Origin of the sequence: Flammeovirga agarivorans, assembly GCF_012641475.1 — a bacterium.
Taxonomy (GTDB): Bacteria; Bacteroidota; Bacteroidia; order Cytophagales; family Flammeovirgaceae; genus Flammeovirga; species Flammeovirga agarivorans.
The window spans coordinates 720,535-738,056 of record NZ_JABAIL010000002.1 but is presented as its reverse complement, the minus strand read 5'-3'; the positions used below and the strand labels follow the sequence as shown (position 1 = coordinate 738,056).

The window sequence follows — 17,522 nt, the reverse complement described above, 5'->3', positions numbered from 1 at the left end:
TTTTTGATACGACAATGAGAAACTTAATCAAAGGTGCTGTTGCTCTGGCATTAGCTGTTGGCATCATCGGATGTGAAACAAAAGCAAGCAACGATCAACCTATCTACAAAAACACAAACGTAGCGATTCAAGATCGTGTGGCAGACCTGATGTCTCAGATGACATTAGAAGAAAAAGTTGCCCAAATGGCCCAATATGTAGGCCTAGAACATATGAAAAAAGCAGAGGAAGATTTGTCTCCAGATGACCTGCATAATAATGATGCATTAGGTTTTTATCCTGGACTTCATTCTTCGGATATTGCAAAAATGACTGAGGAAGGAAAAATCGGTTCATTTTTACATGTTATCTCTGCTGAGGAAGCAAACCACTTACAAAAACTAGCTCAAAAATCTAGATTACAAATCCCATTATTAATAGGTATTGATGCCATTCATGGTAATGGTTTAAACTATGGAGCAACTATTTATCCTACTCCAATTGGTTTAGCAAGTACTTGGGAAGAGCAATTATCTAACAGAATTGGTGTAGAAACTGCCAAAGAAATGAGAGCTACTGGTTCGCATTGGGCATTTACGCCAAATATCGATATCGCTAGAGATGCCCGTTGGGGTAGAGTTGGCGAAACTTTCGGTGAAGACCCATACCTTGTAGGTAACATGGGTGTTGAAATGATTAAAGGTTTCCAAGGTGAAAACTTCACAGGAAATGAGAAAGTAATTGCTTGTGCAAAACACTTAATCGGTGGTGGAGAGCCTATGAATGGTACCAACGCTTCTCCATTAGATATCTCAATGAGAACAATTAGAGAAGTACATTTACCTCCTTACAGAAGAGCTGTACAAGAAGCGAATGTATTTTCTATTATGACAGCACATAACGAAGTAAATGGTATTCCATGTCATAACAGTAAGCTTTTAATGACAGATATTGTTAGAGAAGAATACGGCTTCCAAGGTTTCTATGTATCAGATTGGATGGATATTGAAAGAATTCATACACTTCATCACCAAGCTGAAACGATGGATGATGCCTTCAGAACTTCTGTAAATAATGGTATGGATATGCACATGCATGGTCCTAAGTTTACAGAATCGATCGTAGAAGCGGTTAAGAAAGGTATAGTTCCTGAAGAAAGAGTAAATGACGCTTGTGCTAAGATATTAGAAGTAAAATTCCGTCTTGGTTTATTTGAAAATCCTTTTGTTGATGAGAAAAAAGCAGAAGAAATTGTTTTCAACCAAGAGCATCAAGCAACTGCATTAGAAGTAGCAAGAAAGTCAATCGTTTTATTAAAGAATGATGGTATCCTTCCTTTAGCAGGAGGTAAGTATAAAAAAGTATTCCTAACAGGACCTAACGCTAACAATGAAACAATCTTAGGCGATTGGCACTGGTACCAACCTGAAGACAGAGTTGTTACTGTAAAAGAAGGTTTAGAAGCTGTTTCAAAGCAAAAAGGATTTAAATTAGATTACTATAATAGCGGTGAAATTATTGGTCAAACTTCTGATAAATCAATCAGAGAGGCGGCAGTAAGAGCATCTAAGTCTGATTTGGCAATTGTAGTTGTAGGAGAAAATTCATTAAGATACGATTGGAAAAACAAGACTTGCGGCGAAAATACAGATAGAGCTCATATCGATCTACCAGGTCGTCAGTTAGAGTTAATCAAAGCGATTAAAAAAACGGGTACACCAGTAGTAGCAGTATTAGTAAACGGTAGACCAATTGGTGAAGAGTGGTTAGAAGACAATATGAATGGTATTCTTGAAGCATGGGAGCCAGGTAGCTTTGGTGGTCAGGCGATCACAGAAATCTTATTTGGTGATGTGAACCCAACAGCAAAATTACCGATCACAGTACCAAGAACAGCAGGTCAAATCAAGTTATATTATAACCATAAGCCTTCACACTACTTCCATAAGTATAAGTTTACGGATAAAAATCCATTGTACTCATTTGGTTTTGGTCTTTCATACACTGAGTTCAAAACTTCAAATGTTGCCATTGATAAATCAACAATTAAAGGAGATGAGCCATTTACTGTCTCTTGTGATGTTCAAAACATTGGTAAAAGGGATGGAGATGAAATTGTTCAGGTTTATATCAGAGATAATTACTCTTCAGTAACAAGACCAATCAAAGAATTAAAGGCATACAAAAAAGTATCTTTAGCTGCAGGTGAGAAAAAATCAATCTCATTTGAGTTGAATACTCAAGACTTAGCCTTCTTTGATCAAGAAATGCAATGGATCGTAGAAAAAGGCGACTTCACAATTATGGTTGGTTCTTCATCAAGAGATAAAGATCTAACAAAGGTTAAATTGGAGGTTTCTGAAACAAAAAAATTAGACCTTAACAGTTACAAGCCGAATTATCCGGCCATGTAATCTGTAAGTATAATAAAGTATCAAAAATTAAAATGATTGAGGGTCCATAACTGTGTGACTATTTTAAATCATGGACCCTCACATTTTTTAACCTCTTTATGAAATGAAAGCAAAATTATTACTACTAGTTATCTCTGTATTTATCCAATTTTCTGTAGTTGGACAAACCATTCAACCTACAGAAAAAGAGGTATATAAAACAGTAGATGACCTACAACTATCATTACATATTTTTAAGCCAGAAAAACAGGCCTCTTCCAAAGGAGCAATTATTTTTATCCATGGTGGTGGTTGGAACTCTGGAAGCCCCAAAGCTTTCTATAATCAGGCAAAACATTTTGCAGATAGAGGTCTTGTTGTGTTCTGCCCAGAATATAGGGTAAGGAAGAGAAACAATACAACAATCTACGAAGCTGTCGAAGATGCACAAGAAGCAGTAGCTTTTGTAAGAAAAAATGCAAAGAAATACGGAATTAAGAAAAATATGATCGCTATTGGAGGCGGTTCAGCAGGGGGACATCTAGCAGCAAGTACTGCATTTATTGATCCATTGAGTACTTCCATTACGAAAAAAGATTACCAACCGAATTTACTATTGCTTTTTAATCCAGTATTGGATGTAAGTGATAAGGGTTATGGATTCCGTTTAGTAGAAAAAGAACTATCCGCAAAAGGTATTAAATGGGAAACATTTAGTCCAAGACCAAATATGAGTAATGCTTTTCCTTCCACTTTAGTACAGTTAGGGGACTTAGATAAGGTTATACCATTAGATATCGCAAGAGATTTTGAGAAGAGAGCACAAGAAGCAGGTGTAGATATAAAAATGATAGTTTACACTGGTGCAGAACACTCTTTTTTCAATAAAGGATATGGGAAAAAACAAGGATACCCAGCAGGAACGGTGAGTAGATGGTATTATGATACACTACAAGCAACAGATGATTTCTTAGTGGAGCAGAACTACTTAAAAGAGAATTTTAAAGTAGAGATTCCGTCTGATGCTATTTATCCAATAAGACAATAAGTGATGAGAACATTATTACTTTTTATATTCAGCTTTACTATTTTATCTTCTGTTTTTGCTCAGAAGAAAAATGTAGTTGTCTTTGTAGTAGACGATTTGGGATTTTATGATATTAGCCTTCATGGCTCCAAGTTTTATGAAACGCCAAATATTGATGCATTAGCTAAAGAAGGTGTAGATTTTTCTAATGCTTATGTTTCACATCCTAGATGTGTTCCTTCAAGATACGGATTACAGACGGGTAAATATCCTGCAAGAGTAGGTGTTCCGGGTTTCCAAGGGAAAGATGAATGTAACTTATCGGATAACGAAATAACAATTGGTCAAGCATTTAAAAACAATGGCTACACTACATTCTTTGCTGGAAAATGGCATCTGGGTAAACTACCAGAAACATGGCCCAACAATAGAGGGTATGATGTTAATATAGCAGGTTGTAGTGCAGGAGCACCAAAATCGTATTTTTATCCTTACAACACCCCAAAAGATCCAAAGAGATCAGGAAATCATAAGGTGATTGTAGGTTTGGAAGAAGGAAATGAAGGAGAGTATTTAACTGATCGCTTGACAAAAGAAACAGTTCAATACATTAATGGAGAACACAAAGATCCTTTTTTCTTGATGCTGTGCCATTATGGTGTACATACTCCATTAGAAGCGAAAGAACAGCTAGTTCAGAAGTATAAAAAGAAACTTAAGGGAATGTCTTTCGAAGGACCTGAGTTTATTCATAAAGATGGAGAAACAAAGCAACATCAAAATGATCCAGTTTATGCTGCAATGATAGAATCTGTAGATGAAAGTTTAGGTGCTATTGTGAAAGCATTGAAAGATAGGAACTTATATGATAACACAATTATTGTCTTTACTTCAGATCATGGAGGTTTATCGAACAGAGGTGTAGGTAACAAAAGGAAAATCGCTACTTCGAATTTACCTTTAAGAGCCGGAAAAGGACATAATTATGAAGGTGGAACTAAAGTACCTTTAATTATCGCAGGTAATGTTCCGAATGCATCACAAAAGTCGGAGCAATTGACAACAAATACAGACCTTTATCCTACACTTCTTGATCTTTGTGATTTGCCATTGATTCCTTCTCAACACAAAGATGGGGTGAGTATCAAAAAAGCGATCACAAAAAATAAGAAGATAAAAAGGACAATTTATTGGCATTCTCCAATGGCGAGACCTAGGTCTACGGGAGATACTAATTGTACTGTAGTGAGAGAAGATAACTACAAGTTGTTTTATTTCTATGATGAGGAAAGATTCGAAATGTATCAAGTAGATGAAGATCCTTATGAAGAGAATAATGTCTACCACGAAGATCACAAGGTAGCGAAACGATTGAAGGAGAAAATTCTAGCTTGGCAGAAAGACGTCAATGCAGTAAGAATACCTTCAAATTAAAATAAGATTAACAACATCAATTATATTAATCATGAGATATTTGAACTTATTATTTAGTTTATTTTTATTCTGTGCTAGCAGTGTAATAGCTCAGGACAAAAAAAATGTATTGATATTTTTAGTAGATGATTTGGGATACTTTGATATTTCACATCATGATGCTGATTTTTATGAGACTCCTAACATTGATGCCTTAGCAGAAGAAGGAGTAGACTTTACGAATGCTTATGTAGCTCACCCTAGATGTTTGCCATCAAGATATGCTTTACAGACGGGTCGTTATCCGGCAAGAGCAGGTATTCCAGCAAAAAATGAGAATACCATCAAAGGGAAAAAGTTTTATGATAATGAAAAGACAATTGGTCAAGCATTCAAAGATCAAGGGTACCATACTTTCTTTGCTGGTAAATGGCATTTAGGTCATGAGGAAGATGAGTGGCCACATAATAAAGGGTATGATATCAATATCGCAGGTTGTGCAGCTGGAGCTCCTAAATCTTATTTCTTTCCATATAACACTTCAAAGAACCCTAAAAAGATCAACAAGAAAGGCCATGGAACAATCATTGGATTGGATGAAGGTGAAGAAGGAGAGTATTTAACTGACCGTCTTACAGATGAAACAATTGATTTTATTACTGCTAATCATGATAAAAAGCCATTCTTTGCAATTTTAAGTCACTATGGAGTACACACTCCTTTCCAAGCAAAGAAAGAAATGATTAAGAAATACAAGACGAAATTGGAAGGAATGACATTTGAAGGTCCTGAGTACACTCAGAAAGATGGACAGATGAAAATGCATCAAAATAATCCTGTATATGCTGCCATGGTAGAGTCTGTGGATGAGAGCTTAGGAAGAATCGTTAAAACCTTAAAAGAGCAAGGTATCTATGATAATACGATCATTGTATTTACTTCTGATCATGGTGGTTTATCCAATAGAGGTTTAACAAGTAATAGAGATTTAGCTACTTCTAATTTACCATTAAGAGCAGGTAAAGGCCACTCTTATGAAGGTGGAACAAAAGTTCCTTTGATCTTCTCAGGAGCAAAGATTTCTAGACATAAAGTGATTGATCAGGTGACTACAAATACAGATTTATACCCAACTTTATTAGACTTATGTGATTTGAACTTATACCCAAGCGAACACCTTGATGGTATGAGTATTAAAACTAATATCGAAAAAGGTAGATCTAAAGACCGAGTATTGTTCTGGCACTCTTCAAGAGCAAGGCCAAACTCTACAGGCGATATTCATGTAACTGTAGCAAGAGACGGTGACCTTAAAATGATGTACTTCTATAAAGAAGAGCGTTATGAGTTATACGACTTAAGCAAGGATCCATATGAGGCAAATAATATTTTCAATGCCAACGATCCTAAAAATGCTGAGTTGATGAAAATGATTAAGAATTGGACTGCTGAAGTTAAAGCTGCTAGTTAGTTATGTATAAAAAAATTAAAAGTTTGATAGTAGGAGCAATGTTGCTACCTACTATCACCTTCTCTCAAGAGAAGCCGAATGTTTTATTAATTACAGTCGATGATCTTCGACCTGAGTTGGGGTGTTATGATAATAAAATAATTCAAACACCATCCATAGATGCATTAAGTAAGCATGCGACAACATTTTATAATGCGTTTTGTCAAGTGCCAGTTTGTGGAGCATCAAGAGCTTCTATGCATACAGGCGTAAGACCTACTGTAACTCGATTTGTAGATGCAGGAGCTAAAATTGATAAGGATTATCCTAATGCCGTTACCATTGGTCAACACTTTAAAGAAAACGGTTATTACACTTTTTCTGCAGGTAAAGTAATTCATGGTAAGAAAGATGCTGTTGAACGTTCTTGGACTGAATTTCATCCTGCAGAGGATATGTTTGAGTGGCATGACCCAGCTTTAGTAGCTGATAAGGAAAATCCACAGAAACCTTATAAGAAGTCATTACCTTATGAAATCGTAGAGAACAGTAAGGATACCGACTTTTTGGATGGTAGAACTGTTGATCTAGCAAAAAAGAAACTTAAAGAGTTCAAGAAAAAAGATCAGCCTTTTTTTATGGCAGTTGGTTTAGCTAGACCTCACTTGCCTTTCGTTGCTCCAAAACGTTTTTGGGATTTATATAATGAAGAGGAAATAGCCATGGCAGAAAATCCATTCTTGCCAGAAGGAATGCCTAACATCGCAAAAACGACATGGGGTGAACTTAGAGCGTACAGAACAGTACCGCGTAAAGGAAACGTGAGTGATGAAATGGCTAGAAAGCTAAAACATGGATATTATGCTTCTGTAAGTTTCTCAGATTACCTTTTAGGTGAACTTATTCAAGAACTTAAGGAGCAAGGTTTGTACGACAATACAATCATTGTACTCTGGGGTGACCATGGATGGCAATTGGGTGAACATACCTTCTGGGCAAAACACTCAACATTTGATATAGCGTTGAACGTTCCATTAATTATCAAGCCACAGTCTTCTAAAAAAACAAAGAAGGCAAAAGTAGAAGGCTTTGCAGAGATTGTAGATATCTTCCCTACGTTATGTGAATTGGCAGATATTAGCCAACCTCAACAATTACAAGGGCAATCTTTATTACCAATTTTAAAGAATCCTAAGGCATCAGTTAAAGACTATACTTTGAGTAGATGGAAACAAGGTGATTCTATTAGAACTAAAGGTTTTAGATATACATTATTCAAAAACAAACAAGGAGAAGTGATTGCTGAAATGATGTATGATTTAATCAAAGATCCTCAAGAAAATAAAAATATTGTGAAGGATCCTGCTTATGCAGATGAAGTAAATAAGCATAGAGATTTTTTAGCTTCAGCTTTACAAGAATATAAACTAGAAGAGTCTAGATAATTGAAGTATTGGATCAAATAAAAAACTCCACTGAAAATACATTCAGTGGAGTTTTTTATTTATTTCTTTTTTCCTTCATTAGGATTAACCTCTGGATATGGAGGAGGAGCAGCGGCAGGAGTTGTTGATCTCCAGATAAAGAATAAACCAGCTAATACAGCAGGAATACTCAACCATTGTCCCATGTTTAATTCCATATTTGCTTCAAAAGCAACTTGGTTTTCTTTAAAGAATTCCCAAACAAATCGCATACCGAAGACAAGTACTAGGAATAAACCGAATAACCTTCCTTGCGGTAATTTAGGACCTTCTTTTTTATAGATTGCACCTAAAATAAAGAAGATACATAAGTAAGTTAAAGATTCGTACAATTGTGCTGGATGACGTGGAGTCATAGGATCTTCAACATATGCTCTTTCAAAGATAAATGCCCAAGGTACATCCGTTGCTTTACCGATAATCTCAGAGTTCATCAGGTTACCAAAACGAATAAAACAACCCGCTAATGCTACTGGAATTACAATTCTATCCAGTATCCATAACCAAGGTTGATCAGGTCGGTTTTTAGCATAAAAATACAATGCGACGATAATACCAATCGCACCACCATGACTGGCTAAACCACCTTTCCAGATTTGAATAATTTCTATAGGGTGGGTTAAATAATAATCAGGTTGATAGAAAAATACATGGCCAAGTCTTGCTCCGATTATTGTAGCGGCTACCATGTAAATTAAAATTGCGTCTGCATCAGACTCAGGTCTATTTTCTCTAACAAAAATTTTGGCCATAATCCATGTGCCAATGAAAAATCCTAGTGAGAAAAGTAAACCATACCATCTCACAGGTAAAATACCTGGGAGGATCTCAGGATTGACATCCCAGTTTATGTATGCTAGTAGTGATTCCATACTACAAATATGTAAAAGCATTTATAAACAAAAAAGCCTTTTGATATGTAATCAAAAGGCAATTTTAAAATCAGTGAAGATGTATCGTATTACATTTACTTTTTATCAAGCAAAGAGGTATCACTGATCATATATTTTTCAGTTCCATTTTCTCCAATAGACAAATGTAAAATGCCCTCAGATCTCAGTTCTTCCAATTTTTTCTTTGCTGCTTTTGCAGAAGATTTGGTTTTAAGGCAGAGTGCCGCAACACTTATCCCGTCCTCATATTGGCTTGCTAAACTAATAACGTTGGCGTCGTTTAGTTCAGGTGTCGAAGTGTGGTCTGGAGAATTTAATTTATTCTTTTTTGCATTAATACTTAAATAAGAGCCTAGACCAATCGCTATAGCAAATGAAAATAGGACAATAAAAATGCTCATTAGTTCTTACTTTTCTGATCCTGTAAATTTTAATCGAGGATTAGGAGATGTATTTAAAGCTTCGAAATCTTTTCCTTCGTATTGATAGTGGGCAGCCATAGCAATCATAGCAGCATTATCAGTACAATGTTCAAATTCAGGGATAAAAACATTCCACCCTCTCTTTTTTCCTTCCTCTAATATAGTATTTCTTAGTGATGAATTTGCAGAAACACCACCGGCAATACCAATTTCTTTAATATTTAAATCCTTAGAAGCTTTAATCAATTTCTTCATAAGAATTTTAATAAGAGTGTATTGAATACTAGCACAGAGATCTGCCATATTATCTTTCACAAAGTTTTCATCCTTCTGAGATTCCTTTCTAAGGAAGTTCAAGAATGCCGTTTTAATTCCACTGAAAGAGAAATTATACTCTGGAATATTTACATTAGGGAATTCATATTTTAGCGGGTCACCCTCTTTCGCATATTTATCAATCAATGGACCACCAGGATAATCTAATCCCATGATTTTGGCTGTTTTATCAAAAGCCTCACCAACAGCATCATCTATTGTTTCACCTACAATTTCCATATTTAGAGGAGAGTGAACTACAACCAATTGAGTATGGCCTCCACTCACTGTTAAACATAAAAATGGGAAGTTCGGTTTTGGATCATCAATAAAATGAGCAAGAATGTGTGCTTGCATATGGTTTACTCCAATCAATGGAATATCAAGTGCCATAGCCATACCTTTAGCAAATGAAGTACCTACCAGTAATGCTCCAAGAAGACCAGGTCCTTTAGTAAAAGCAACAGCATCAAGGTCCTTTTTCTCAACACCTGCATCATCTAAAGCAGCACTGACAACAGGAAGAATATTTTTTTGATGTGCTCTAGAAGCCAATTCAGGAACTACACCACCATATTTTTGGTGTACTTCTTGTGTAGATACTATATTACTAAGTACAGTACCATTTTTGACTACTGATGCTGATGTTTCATCACAAGATGATTCTATAGCTAGGATTGTTCCGCTCATTCTATTTAACTTTGCTTTGAAAGGCAAAATTACTATTATAGTTTTGAACACCCTAACAATTTTCTCACACATTAACTGACATTGAAAACTATTTTGAAATAACTATGAGTGCACACAAAAAAACAGAAGAGCTCTACGCACAATATATAGCTACTAATAATGTTGACATTTCAAGAGAACATTTTCAGACACTATTTACTTATTTCCCATGTTTATTGATTGTTGCCTCTGATGGGGTAGTCGATGAAGAAGAATGGGTCTTTGTAAAGTATTTGTCAAAATTTATGGCTGATGCTTACAAAAGCTCTTTAACAAAACCTGAGTTGGATAGTCTCCAAAAAACATATTTTCAGGAGCTTGAATACTTAGTGAAATCTCTAGATAAGTGGAAAGAACCATTTTTGGATACTTTACATAGTTATCTGGAGGAAAACGATGATGAAAAAGAAGATATCTTGGATATCCTTCATTTGTTTGCTGAAGCTTCTGATGGAGTTTGTGATGATGAAGAAGAAGCAATTGAAGAATTGACAGAAAGATTAAATTTAGAATAAAAGAAAAAAGCCTTGATCGTAACATTAACGATCAAGGCTTTTTTATAAATGAAAATTAGATTACTGTTTCACTAATGTCATTTCTTCAATTAAACGAGGGCAGTTACCAAATTTATCCACAACAAATAAAACATAGCGGATATCAACAATAATGTTTCTACATTTCACTGGGTCAAACATTAAGTCTGACATTGTAGATTCCCAAGTTCTATCAAAGTTGATACCGATGAGTTGTCCTTCCGCATTAATTACTGGAGAACCAGAGTTGCCGCCAGTAGTATGGTTCGAACCTGTAATACAAACGATCATTTTTCCATCTTCTCCATACTGCCCATAGTCTTTTGATTTGTAAAGATCCATAAGCTTTTGAGGAACATAGAACTCATGTGTCATTGGTACATCAGTTAACCTTTTTTCCATAACACCTTCTAGAGTAGTGTAATATTTAAATTCTACACCATCACGAGGTTCAGAGCCTTCGATCTTGCCATATGTAACTCTAAGAGTAGAATTGGCATCCGACCAATATTTTTTGCTGGCTCCTTTGTTGTTAGCAACGTATTCTCTATTAGGGAAAACTTCTCTTAATGCTTTTACATATGTACGCATAGATAAGTCAATCTCTTCTGTCAATCTACGGTAATCAGGAACAATTTGAGTCGCATAGATGTCATAAATCTCTTTTGCTAAAACAAAAGCAGGGTCTTTTTTAATTTTAGCATAGATAGAAGCTTCAGAACCATCTAATAGTGTCATTAATTTCTCTTGATTAGCGAAAATACTCTTCTTATAAATAGATCCAGCTAGTTTATCAAATGACCCTTTTTCTTTAGCTTTTAAGAATTCATCTGGTAAGAAACTGGCATCGATTGCTCCAGAGTAAAGTGTAGAAGCAGAAACAAATATTTCTTGATCCGTTGCTTTATCATAGTTTTTATAAAAACCTTTTGCTTTATTCTTTAATGCAGCAATTGTTTTTGTCATTTCAGGGCTACCTGCTTGTAAAGATTTCAGTTCACTAAAACCTAGAGCAAAGCGTAAAACTTCTGGGCCATAATACATTTCTTCAATGTATAGGTCTCTGGCAAGTTGGTATTTTTCAACCTCAGCAAATTCTTTCTTGAAGCTTTCTAATAAAGAAGCATATTCTGGCTTATTTTTAACTGCTTCTTCGAACATTTTTTCTTGTTCTTCTTTCTTATTGATGGCATCAAGACGTTTTAGTCCTTTACTTTCACCAATCCATTTTTTATAAGCATTAGCTACTCTTGCTTTTTTAGCAGAATACTTGATTCTTACTTCGTCACTAGCAGCCATGTTTTTATCTAAAATCTCGATAGTTTTTTCACGCATCGCGATTTTAATAGGATTAGAAGTATTCACTACATAAGAAACGCCTTCCGATGGTAAGTACTGTTGCGTTCTTCCAGGGAAACCATAAACCATAGTAAAGTCGTCAGGTTTAACACCATTCAATGAAATTGGGAAATGGTATTTAGGTTTGTATGGTACGTTATCCTTTGAATATTCTGCAGGTTTACCATCTTTATCAGCATAGATTCTAAAGATAGAGAAGTCACCTGTATGACGTGGCCATACCCAGTTGTCGGTATCACCACCAAACTTACCAATTGAAGATGGAGGAGCAAACACTAAACGGATATCTTTGAAAGTTTCCATTGTAAACATGTAGTACTCGTTGCCATAAAAGAAAGGCTTGATGATGTAATTGTAATGTGTTCCTTTTACAGCTGCATCACCTACTTTTTTAATGTTTTCGTCTATAATTCCTTGACGTTTGTCTTCTGGCATTCCGTCTTTAACTCCTGCAAGAACTTTAGATGTTACGTCATCAATTCGAACTACAAAAGAAACTGTTAACCCAGAGTTAGGAAGCTCTTCTCCAAAAGATTGAGCAGCGAAACCATTTGTAAGTAAATCATCTTTTACAGTGGAATGCGATTGGATTTGTCCATAACCACAGTGATGGTTGGTTAAAATTAGGCCTTGATCTGAGACTACTTCGCCTGTACAACCTCTACCAAACCAAACCACAGCATCTTTCATACTGGACTTGTTTACAGAGTAGATATCTTCAGCAGACAATTTAAAGCCATTAGCTTTCATGTCTTCCTCGTTAAGTTGTTGTAGGAGTGACGGTAGCCACATCCCTTCATGTGCAAATACCGATGAAGGTACGATCACACATGCAAATAGGAGAATGTGAAAGTATTTTTTCATTTCAAATATTGTTGGTTATATATGATGGTTGTTGTGTAAAAAAGCCGAAGCTATTCTTCTAATAGCTTCGGCGTAAGTATAAAGTATTACCTTATAGGTTGTTGTTTTTCTTTCTATTATCTCTGATTGAGAAGAAGATAATCATTCCAAAGAATAAAGCTCCGATAATAAACTTCACTGCTACAGGAAGTTGGAAGTCACTATCAATGATGTGTAATAATCTGTTCCAACGGATGCTTCCAGTTTGAGGATTTGGATCGTTTGACATCCAAACCATCACAGCTTTACCAATAATATGATCTTCAGGAACAAAACCCCAGAATCTAGAATCCAGTGAGTTGTGTCTGTTATCACCCATCATAAAATAGTAATCTTGTTGGATGGTATAGCTTTCTTGAACCTGACCACCAATATAAAGTTTACCATCTTTAAATTGAGGGTTTTCATTTTCCTCATATTTTTGGATGATATCCTTGTAATAAGGCCAGTTACTTTCATTAATGCTCACCGTTTCTCCTTCTTTTGGAATATGTAATGGACCAAAGTTATCAGTTGTCCATTCGTTTACAGCATTACCAAAGATTCTGAAACGTGAATTGTCAATCATTTTTTCAACAGCTACAACAAGTTCAGAGGCTTTAAGAGCAGCCACTTGTTCATCTGTTAAGTTCAAGTGATGATATGTATAAATACCATCTTTAGATTTAGTCAAGTTACCATAGAAGTTGGTAGCACCTTGACGAATCATATATTCTCTTAATGCTGCCTCGTTCTGAAGAGTAGGGAACCTAGCTATATTGTCGATGTTGTAATAAAGGTTGTTGTCCTCTAAAAACTTAAGACCTAGCGGTTGTTTTGTTTTTACCGTATAATCAGTTTGTAGTTTGATATACTCAGGGTAGTCTACAACCTGACCATTGATAGAAACCACTTGGTCTTTGATTTGAATATCATCACCAGCAATACCAATACATCTTTTGATATAATTGGTTTTTAAGTCTGATGGATAATCATTTTCTTCAGCAGGGTAGTTGAATACAACTACATCATTGTTTTGTACTGAACTAAATCCAGGTAATCTAAATTGAGGCAATTGAATTAAATCAGAAAATGAATTAATGTCAGTTCCCCAGATTTTTTGATGTGTTAAAGGTACTTGAAGAGGAGTTTTTGGCGTTCTTGGTCCATAATGTAACTTACTTACAAATAAGTAATCACCAATGTAAAGAGACTTCTCCATTGATGAAGTAGGGATCGTAAACGCTTCAAAAGCAACCCAACGAATAAATGTGGCAGCAACTACAGCAAAAAGTAGTGCATCTCCCCATTCTTTTAAAAATCCTTTCTTAGTTTCTTTTTTACTCATTATCCCTTTATTATAAGTCAAGCATATCTTCCATTCCGAAAATACCTTCTTTTTGGTGTAACCATTCTCCAGCTAAAACAGCTCCTAAAGCAAAACCTTTTCTTGAATGAGCAGTATGCTTAATATCGATACGATCGATCTCAGATTCGTAAGTTACTTCATGGGTACCTGGTACCTCTGGTTCACGAACCGCTTCAATCTCAATACCATTGTCAACAGCAGCGTCTTCACCTTTTAATGTCCACTTGTCTACTCCTGCAAAGTTTTCAATTACACCTTCAGCTAGAGTAATTGCTGTTCCAGAAGGAGCATCTAACTTTTGCGTATGGTGAATTTCTACCATTGAAGATTTATATTCTTTATTGAATGCAGACATCATTTTTGCTAATTTTTTATTTAAAGCAAAGAAGATATTTACGCCTAAACTATAATTTGAAGCATAGAAAAATGCTGTCTTATTATTTTTAGTCGTTAATTCAATTTCATCTTTTTTATCTAACCAGCCTGTAGTACCAGAGACTACACGGATTCCTTTATCAAGACAAGTTTTAATATTGCCATATGCAGAGCTAGGTTGAGTAAATTCAATCGCTACATCTACAGTTGCAGGATCTAATGTCTCTAAATCAGCACGATTATCCATATCGATAACCATTACTACACGATGACCTCTTTCTTGTAATATACCCTCAATGGTTTTACCCATTTTACCGTAGCCGATTAATAAAAAATTCATTTGTTTTATTATTTAGTGTTCAATTGTAATGTTAACCTTGCGCCCAATGCAGGAAGTCCACTGTAAGGATCTTGAATAGCAGAAGGAGCAATTTTAAGTGATAAATCTTCACTTACATCATAGTATCTCATGTGTTGATCTACAGCAGCATCTAATGCTCCAAGTAGGTACCAACCACATGCTACAATAATCATGAAGTCTCTATCCCTACGAAAACGATCCCTTCTTGAGCTTAAGTTGTCTTCCGAAAGACCTCTATATTCTTCTGGAATAAGATCGTCGTTTGTCGGATCAGCATCCGATTTGTAAGCCAACCAATGACTACTCTGTATATAGTTGGTATGGTTGAACTTAATAAAGTATCCAAAGACAGCAAAACCACCATATAAGATAGGGATTTTCCAGGCTTTGTCGTTATAAATCTGACCGAGTCCAGGAATTACAATCGTATAAAACGATGCTTTCGTAGGCTCGGTCAGAGATTTGTACTGAGTCTTTTTCTTTCGCTTCCTCTCATTTGGATCAATATGATTCGGAACCTGTTTAATAGAGGTCAAGGAATCAATTGATTTTTGATTTAATTCTCTTTTTTCTTCCGCAGTTAACTCTTTCTCTTCTACTGTTGTTGAATCGGTAACAGTTTGAGAATAAGAGGAGTTAATAGTTAAAAAGAATAGACTAAATAATGATAGAATAATATAATAAGTGCGATTGCTCGACATCAGTGAGTTTTTAGAATGTCTAAAATACGGTTAAGGTCTTCAACAGATTGGTATGGAATTTTAATTTCGCCTTTACCTTCTGATGAGTTTTTGATTTTAATTTGTGTTCCAAAATGTGTAGATAAGTCTCTTTGTAATCGACTAAACTCAAAGTCTAAAGGTTGATTCTTCTGAGCTGTCTTATTATTTACAAGATCTTTACCTTGAATGACATCACGTACTAGGTTTTCAGTTTTTCTTACAGAAAGCTCATTTTTTACGATCATATCAAAAAGTGCCAATTGCACTTCTATACTATTTACATTTACTAATGCTCTAGCATGCCCCATACTAATAGTGCCTTTTCTTAAACCAGACTGAATTTCTGGTGGCAACTTTAATAAACGTAAGTAGTTGGCTACTGTAGATCTTTTCTTGCCTACTCTGTCGCCAAGTTCTTCTTGCTTTAGATCACATTCAGCGATAAGTCGTTGGTAGGAAATCGCAACTTCAATAGGGTTTAAATCCTCTCGCTGAATATTTTCAATCAATGCCATTTCTAGCATTTGTGTATCATTGGCACCTCTTACATAAGCAGGGATCTTTTCCAGTCCTGCCATTTTTGAAGCTCTCCAACGTCTTTCACCGGAAATAATCTGATATTGATTTTCCGTTAATTTTCTTACTGTGATAGGTTGAATTATGCCTTGAACTCGAATAGAATCGGCAAGTTCTCTTAATGCCTCATCTTGAAATTCAAGCCTTGGCTGAAATGGGTTTCTATCTATATGCTCAACAGCAATTTCATCTAGTTTCTCAACTATATTTACAGATACAGCTTCTGTTTCCTTTTCTGATGTTGAAGAGGAAGTAGATTCTGCTTTGTTTGAATCTCCAAGTAATGCACCAAGTCCTTTGCCCAATGCATTTCTTCTTTTTAATGTTTTCTTTTCTGGTTTATCAGGCATAATAATTCAGCCGAATCAATAAGTTAATCAAATTGTGTAAATAATCGCTGTACTATTTCAGGATCATTTTGGGGTTATTTAAGCTTTTACTTCGATCTTGTTTTTTGAAAGGATTTCCTGAGCCAAATTCAAATAGCAAACAGCTCCTTTACTAACAGCATCGTGTGCAATTACAGGAACACCAAAACTAGGTGCCTCACTTAATTTAATATTTCTAGGAATAATAACATCAAACACCAAGTCACCTAAGTGCTTTTTCACTTCTTCAATAACCTGATTGGATAATCTTAAACGAGTATCATACATGGTCATTAAAATTCCTTCTATTAATAAATTAGGATTCAAACGAGATTGAATCAGCTTAATAGTATTAAGTAATTTGTCTAAGCCTTCAAGTGCATAAAACTCACATTGTACAGGAACAATAACAGAGTCTGCAGCTGTAAGGGCATTTACTGTAATAAGGTTAAGAGATGGCGAACAGTCAATAATGATAAAGTCATATTTATCTTTAATTTGCTCTAAAGCTCTTAGCATTCTGTTCTCTCTGTCTTCAATATCAATCATTTCAATCTCCGCACCTACCAAATCGATATGTGAAGGGATAATGTCTAAATAATCAAACTCAGAGTTAACAATTATATCTTCTACATTGATGTCTTCCACCATGCAGTTATAAATACTTTTTCTTTCTTCTTTAGGATCAAGGTTTAATCCTGAAGTAGAGTTTGCTTGTGGATCGGCGTCTACCAATAATGCATTAAATTCCATGGCAGCAAAACTTGCTGCTAGATTAACTGCTGTTGTGGTTTTACCAACACCGCCTTTTTGATTAGCTACTGCTATGATCTTACCCATTGCGTATCCTTCTTAAATTCTTAGTAAACACA

At 35.4% G+C, this 17,522-nt stretch carries 15 protein-coding genes; 6 read left to right on the top strand and 9 right to left on the bottom strand.

Annotated elements, in window-relative coordinates; all coding sequences use genetic code 11:
* The first annotated feature begins 14 nt into the window (after window positions 1-14).
* The 5 genes from HGP29_RS07815 to HGP29_RS07795 all read left to right on the top strand — a co-directional run bounded on the left by HGP29_RS07815 (window position 15) and on the right by HGP29_RS07795 (window position 7,707).
* Window positions 15-2,393, top strand: a complete 2,379-nt coding sequence (locus HGP29_RS07815) for a glycoside hydrolase family 3 N-terminal domain-containing protein (RefSeq protein WP_168881808.1) — start codon at window positions 15-17, stop codon at window positions 2,391-2,393.
* Between the two features lie 103 nt (window positions 2,394-2,496).
* Window positions 2,497-3,420 carry an alpha/beta hydrolase gene (locus HGP29_RS07810; RefSeq protein ID WP_168881807.1) on the top strand — a complete coding sequence of 308 codons (924 nt, stop codon included), beginning with the start codon at window positions 2,497-2,499 and terminating at the stop codon, window positions 3,418-3,420.
* Between the two features lie 3 nt (window positions 3,421-3,423).
* Window positions 3,424-4,833 carry a sulfatase gene (locus HGP29_RS07805; RefSeq protein WP_168881806.1) on the top strand — a complete coding sequence of 470 codons (1,410 nt, stop codon included), beginning with the start codon at window positions 3,424-3,426 and terminating at the stop codon, window positions 4,831-4,833.
* 31 nt (window positions 4,834-4,864) lie between these two features.
* The gene (locus tag HGP29_RS07800; RefSeq protein WP_168881805.1) at window positions 4,865-6,283 is read left to right on the top strand and encodes a sulfatase; all 1,419 of its coding nucleotides are present in this window, start codon (window positions 4,865-4,867) and stop codon (window positions 6,281-6,283) included.
* A 2-nt stretch (window positions 6,284-6,285) separates the two neighbouring features.
* Window positions 6,286-7,707 (top strand): sulfatase, encoded by a 1,422-nt coding sequence (locus HGP29_RS07795; RefSeq protein ID WP_168881804.1) that lies wholly within the window; start codon window positions 6,286-6,288, stop codon window positions 7,705-7,707.
* A 59-nt stretch (window positions 7,708-7,766) separates the two neighbouring features.
* On the opposite strand, the gene lgt is transcribed toward HGP29_RS07795, so the two are convergent.
* The 3 genes from lgt to tsaD form a co-directional block, all read right to left on the bottom strand.
* Window positions 7,767-8,618, bottom strand: a complete 852-nt coding sequence (gene lgt / locus HGP29_RS07790; RefSeq protein WP_168881803.1) for a prolipoprotein diacylglyceryl transferase — start codon at window positions 8,616-8,618, stop codon at window positions 7,767-7,769.
* A 95-nt stretch (window positions 8,619-8,713) separates the two neighbouring features.
* Complete coding sequence (locus HGP29_RS07785; RefSeq protein ID WP_168881802.1) at window positions 8,714-9,040, bottom strand: hypothetical protein; 327 nt, start codon at window positions 9,038-9,040, stop codon at window positions 8,714-8,716.
* 6 nt (window positions 9,041-9,046) lie between these two features.
* Window positions 9,047-10,066: a tRNA (adenosine(37)-N6)-threonylcarbamoyltransferase complex transferase subunit TsaD gene (gene tsaD / locus HGP29_RS07780; protein ID WP_168881801.1), complete on the bottom strand. Its 1,020-nt coding sequence runs from the start codon at window positions 10,064-10,066 to the stop codon at window positions 9,047-9,049.
* A 104-nt stretch (window positions 10,067-10,170) separates the two neighbouring features.
* Here tsaD and HGP29_RS07775 point away from each other — a divergent pair, with 104 nt between their 5' ends.
* Entirely contained in the window at window positions 10,171-10,620 is a 450-nt protein-coding gene (locus HGP29_RS07775; RefSeq protein ID WP_168881800.1) for a hypothetical protein, read from the top strand.
* A 60-nt stretch (window positions 10,621-10,680) separates the two neighbouring features.
* Here the strand turns inward: HGP29_RS07775 and HGP29_RS07770 are convergent, their stop codons facing one another.
* The 6 genes from HGP29_RS07770 to HGP29_RS07745 form a co-directional block, all read right to left on the bottom strand.
* Window positions 10,681-12,861: a S46 family peptidase gene (locus HGP29_RS07770; RefSeq protein WP_168881799.1), complete on the bottom strand. Its 2,181-nt coding sequence runs from the start codon at window positions 12,859-12,861 to the stop codon at window positions 10,681-10,683.
* 91 nt (window positions 12,862-12,952) lie between these two features.
* Window positions 12,953-14,227 (bottom strand): signal peptidase I, encoded by a 1,275-nt coding sequence (gene lepB, locus HGP29_RS07765; RefSeq protein WP_168881798.1) that lies wholly within the window; start codon window positions 14,225-14,227, stop codon window positions 12,953-12,955.
* A gap of 10 nt (window positions 14,228-14,237) precedes the next feature.
* The gene (gene dapB / locus HGP29_RS07760; protein WP_168881797.1) at window positions 14,238-14,963 is read right to left on the bottom strand and encodes a 4-hydroxy-tetrahydrodipicolinate reductase; all 726 of its coding nucleotides are present in this window, start codon (window positions 14,961-14,963) and stop codon (window positions 14,238-14,240) included.
* An 8-nt stretch (window positions 14,964-14,971) separates the two neighbouring features.
* Complete coding sequence (locus HGP29_RS07755; RefSeq protein ID WP_168881796.1) at window positions 14,972-15,685, bottom strand: DUF5683 domain-containing protein; 714 nt, start codon at window positions 15,683-15,685, stop codon at window positions 14,972-14,974.
* Window positions 15,685-16,632 (bottom strand): ParB/RepB/Spo0J family partition protein, encoded by a 948-nt coding sequence (locus HGP29_RS07750; RefSeq protein WP_168881795.1) that lies wholly within the window; start codon window positions 16,630-16,632, stop codon window positions 15,685-15,687. Before HGP29_RS07750 ends, HGP29_RS07755 begins: the two co-directional genes overlap by 1 nt.
* 78 nt (window positions 16,633-16,710) lie before the next feature.
* On the bottom strand, window positions 16,711-17,490 hold the full coding sequence (locus HGP29_RS07745) for a ParA family protein (RefSeq protein ID WP_168881794.1): 780 nt from the start codon (window positions 17,488-17,490) through the stop codon (window positions 16,711-16,713).
* Window positions 17,491-17,522: the final 32 nt, after the last annotated feature.

Excerpts from the sequence above, each read along its gene's own strand:
- tsaD (WP_168881801.1), bottom strand. The coding sequence starts at position 10,066 with ATGAGCGGAACAATCCTAGCTATAGAATCATCTTGTGATGAAACATCA.
- dapB (WP_168881797.1), bottom strand. The coding sequence starts at position 14,963 with ATGAATTTTTTATTAATCGGCTACGGTAAAATGGGTAAAACCATTGAG.
- HGP29_RS07770 (WP_168881799.1), bottom strand. The coding sequence starts at position 12,861 with ATGAAAAAATACTTTCACATTCTCCTATTTGCATGTGTGATCGTACCT.
- HGP29_RS07805 (WP_168881806.1), top strand. The coding sequence starts at position 3,424 with ATGAGAACATTATTACTTTTTATATTCAGCTTTACTATTTTATCTTCT.
- HGP29_RS07745 (WP_168881794.1), bottom strand. The coding sequence starts at position 17,490 with ATGGGTAAGATCATAGCAGTAGCTAATCAAAAAGGCGGTGTTGGTAAA.
- HGP29_RS07775 (WP_168881800.1), top strand. The coding sequence starts at position 10,171 with ATGAGTGCACACAAAAAAACAGAAGAGCTCTACGCACAATATATAGCT.
- HGP29_RS07810 (WP_168881807.1), top strand. The coding sequence starts at position 2,497 with ATGAAAGCAAAATTATTACTACTAGTTATCTCTGTATTTATCCAATTT.
- HGP29_RS07755 (WP_168881796.1), bottom strand. The coding sequence starts at position 15,685 with ATGTCGAGCAATCGCACTTATTATATTATTCTATCATTATTTAGTCTA.
- HGP29_RS07750 (WP_168881795.1), bottom strand. The coding sequence starts at position 16,632 with ATGCCTGATAAACCAGAAAAGAAAACATTAAAAAGAAGAAATGCATTG.
- lepB (WP_168881798.1), bottom strand. The coding sequence starts at position 14,227 with ATGAGTAAAAAAGAAACTAAGAAAGGATTTTTAAAAGAATGGGGAGAT.
- HGP29_RS07795 (WP_168881804.1), top strand. The coding sequence starts at position 6,286 with ATGTATAAAAAAATTAAAAGTTTGATAGTAGGAGCAATGTTGCTACCT.
- lgt (WP_168881803.1), bottom strand. The coding sequence starts at position 8,618 with ATGGAATCACTACTAGCATACATAAACTGGGATGTCAATCCTGAGATC.
- HGP29_RS07800 (WP_168881805.1), top strand. The coding sequence starts at position 4,865 with ATGAGATATTTGAACTTATTATTTAGTTTATTTTTATTCTGTGCTAGC.
- HGP29_RS07815 (WP_168881808.1), top strand. The coding sequence starts at position 15 with ATGAGAAACTTAATCAAAGGTGCTGTTGCTCTGGCATTAGCTGTTGGC.
- HGP29_RS07785 (WP_168881802.1), bottom strand. The coding sequence starts at position 9,040 with ATGAGCATTTTTATTGTCCTATTTTCATTTGCTATAGCGATTGGTCTA.